Source organism: Microcoleus sp. LEGE 07076, from assembly GCF_015207455.1.
Lineage (GTDB): Bacteria > Cyanobacteriota > Cyanobacteriia > Cyanobacteriales > Microcoleaceae > Microcoleus.
The window spans coordinates 1-2,215 of the sequence record NZ_JADEWV010000420.1 but is presented as its reverse complement, the minus strand read 5'-3'; the positions used below and the strand labels follow the sequence as shown (position 1 = coordinate 2,215).

The window sequence follows — 2,215 nt, the reverse complement described above, 5'->3', positions numbered from 1 at the left end:
AGACAGGGCGATCGGCGCAATCACTACCGTGTACCGAACTGACAAAGGTTGGTGCGGCACAAATACCGACGTTGAAGGCTTTCTCGCGCCGCTCGAAACCGGGGGTTTTCAAACTTTCCAATCAGATTCAGATCCCCCCCAGCCCCCCTTAACAAGGGGGGAGAATTCACTCAAAGTCCCCCTTCTTAAGGGGGATTTAGGGGGATCTCCGGGTTCCGATTGGAGTCAGAAAGTAGCGGTAATTTTGGGGAATGGCGGGGCGGCGAGGGCTGTTGTGGCTGGATGCGCTCAATTGGGATGTGCAGAGATTCACGTTGTCGGGCGCAGCGCTCAAAATTTAGCGGAATTTCAGCAGAGTTGGGTCAATTCTCCGATGCCGGTACAGAATTTGCAGGTGCATACTTGGGATAATTTGTCAATGTTAAGTTCGCGGGCGGATTTGCTGGTGAACACGACTCCTGTGGGGATGTATCCTCATGGGGAAAAGTCGCCGGTGGCGACGGCTGCGCTCGATCGAATTTCCCCTGGTGCGATCGTCTACGATCTAATTTACACCCCGAATCCTACTCAGTTTCTCAAAGATGCACAGCAAAGAGGGGCGCGAACTATTGACGGACTCGAAATGCTCGTTCAACAAGGAGCAGCCGCTTTGAAAATTTGGCTGGACACAGTATCTGTCCCAGTCGATGTGATGCGTCAAGCATTGCGACAGCATTTAGGCTTAGGATCGCGAATTAAATAATTTACACATAATTGTGGGATGGGCTCTCTAGCCCGTCCATCCCACAAGAACAATAAAAATGGTAAGTTATTTAATTCTCATTCCTTAGACTGATGCTATTTGTCTGGCGGTAGGGAAACGCCGCTGTGCCGTTTCCCTAAAGATGTTGAAAATTAGATCGTGAATTCGCGCTAAGCTGGAAGTTAAAATATACGCTAAGCTGCAATTTATGAAATTTCGAGCTATCACTCTTTTTTTTGCTACTTGCGCGATCGGAATTTTTAGTTTGGTATTCACTCCACCAGCTTGGGCTCTGACGCAGATTAAACTTTCGGATCTTGCTTATCACGAATGTCCGGCCAAAATGGCAGAAGGAACAGTCACCAGCGGCAGTTCTATGGAAGCTAACTGCTTTTTGATTACTGGAAAAGCGGAAAATAGTAGCGGTAAACCTGTTGTCAATGCCGATATTTTTGGCCGCATTTATGATGCAGATGAAAATCCGGTGATGCAAAACCGAACTCGCTTGGGTTCTATCGCAGAAGTTCCTCCCGGAGTTAGCGATTTTGAGATTAGAATTTCGGTGGCCAGCAATCAACGAACACCTTTGAAGCTGAAGCAATTTAAAGCTACAGGTTTTACTGGCGTGGTTCGCCGCTAACAAAACTATTTGAGATTTTGGGTGGGTGGTTCTGAAATTGCGATGCAGTTTTCGATTTTCGCTTGTAGATTTTAGATTGTTGAAAAGCTGGCAATTTCTCATTTCTAATTTACGAAGAACTCCCCAGCTTTTTAACCAGGGAGTTCATCTAAAAATGTCAAATCTAAAATTTAGTTGTCTGCTGCTATGTCTGCCAAACAATTTACGCTCGATGCTTAAAAAATTGAGCTTTTCTAACTACAAGGCTGTTTGCAAGTTGGTCAACAAACCGATCAAGAATTCCGAGCCGAACTGCAGTACAAAAAATGCAATCAGCGGTGAAAAGTCAATCCCTCCTAAGGGGGGAATAATCGATCGGAATAAATTCAGGTAAGGATCTGTTAGCTGACTCAAAATCGAAAACGGGGGATCGTACCAATTGATGTTCGGGAACCAGCTTAACAGTACCCTAAAAATCATCAGGACTACATAGATTTGCAGAAATGTGGACAGCGTGGTTGCCAAAAGACCTATGGAATAACTCATATATTCTGGTTGAAGTTTGAGTAAAGTTTACAGACGCTTTAGCTTTAAGCTTAGCATAGCTGGGGGAGCGGGCGAGAGTGGGACCATCCCGATTTTGTAAAAATGTTGTTTGGGAGTGCGATTTTCCGGCTCGCTTGTGTCTGTTTCTGGCTTCTGGCTTCGTGCGAGCGGACACTCCCGCGTGAAAGTAGATCGCCCGGATGCCACTGGCAGACTAATCTACAATCTTAGGAATGAGAATTAAATAACTTACCATTTTTATTGTTCTTGTGGGATGGGCTCTATAGCCCGTCCAGGACGGGCTATAG

3 protein-coding genes are annotated in these 2,215 nt (G+C 45.9%); 2 read left to right on the top strand and 1 reads right to left on the bottom strand.

The genetic code is table 11. From position 1 onward, the window contains the following. Together IQ270_RS29855 and IQ270_RS29850 are read left to right on the top strand one after the other, a co-directional pair. Window positions 1-742: shikimate dehydrogenase (locus IQ270_RS29855; RefSeq protein ID WP_228056829.1), on the top strand; the 742-nt coding region annotated here is incomplete at its 5' end. Window positions 743-950: 208 nt separating this feature from the next. Continuing rightward, window positions 951-1,382, top strand: a complete 432-nt coding sequence (locus IQ270_RS29850) for a hypothetical protein (protein ID WP_193976713.1) — start codon at window positions 951-953, stop codon at window positions 1,380-1,382. A gap of 237 nt (window positions 1,383-1,619) precedes the next feature. On the opposite strand, the gene IQ270_RS29845 is transcribed toward IQ270_RS29850, so the two are convergent. After that, window positions 1,620-1,907, bottom strand: a complete 288-nt coding sequence (locus IQ270_RS29845; protein ID WP_193976712.1) for a YggT family protein — start codon at window positions 1,905-1,907, stop codon at window positions 1,620-1,622. Between the last annotated feature and the right edge of the window lie 308 nt (window positions 1,908-2,215).

Coding starts and splice junctions, on each gene's coding strand:
- IQ270_RS29850 (WP_193976713.1), top strand. CDS start 951: ATGAAATTTCGAGCTATCACTCTTTTTTTTGCTACTTGCGCGATCGGA.
- IQ270_RS29845 (WP_193976712.1), bottom strand. CDS start 1,907: ATGAGTTATTCCATAGGTCTTTTGGCAACCACGCTGTCCACATTTCTG.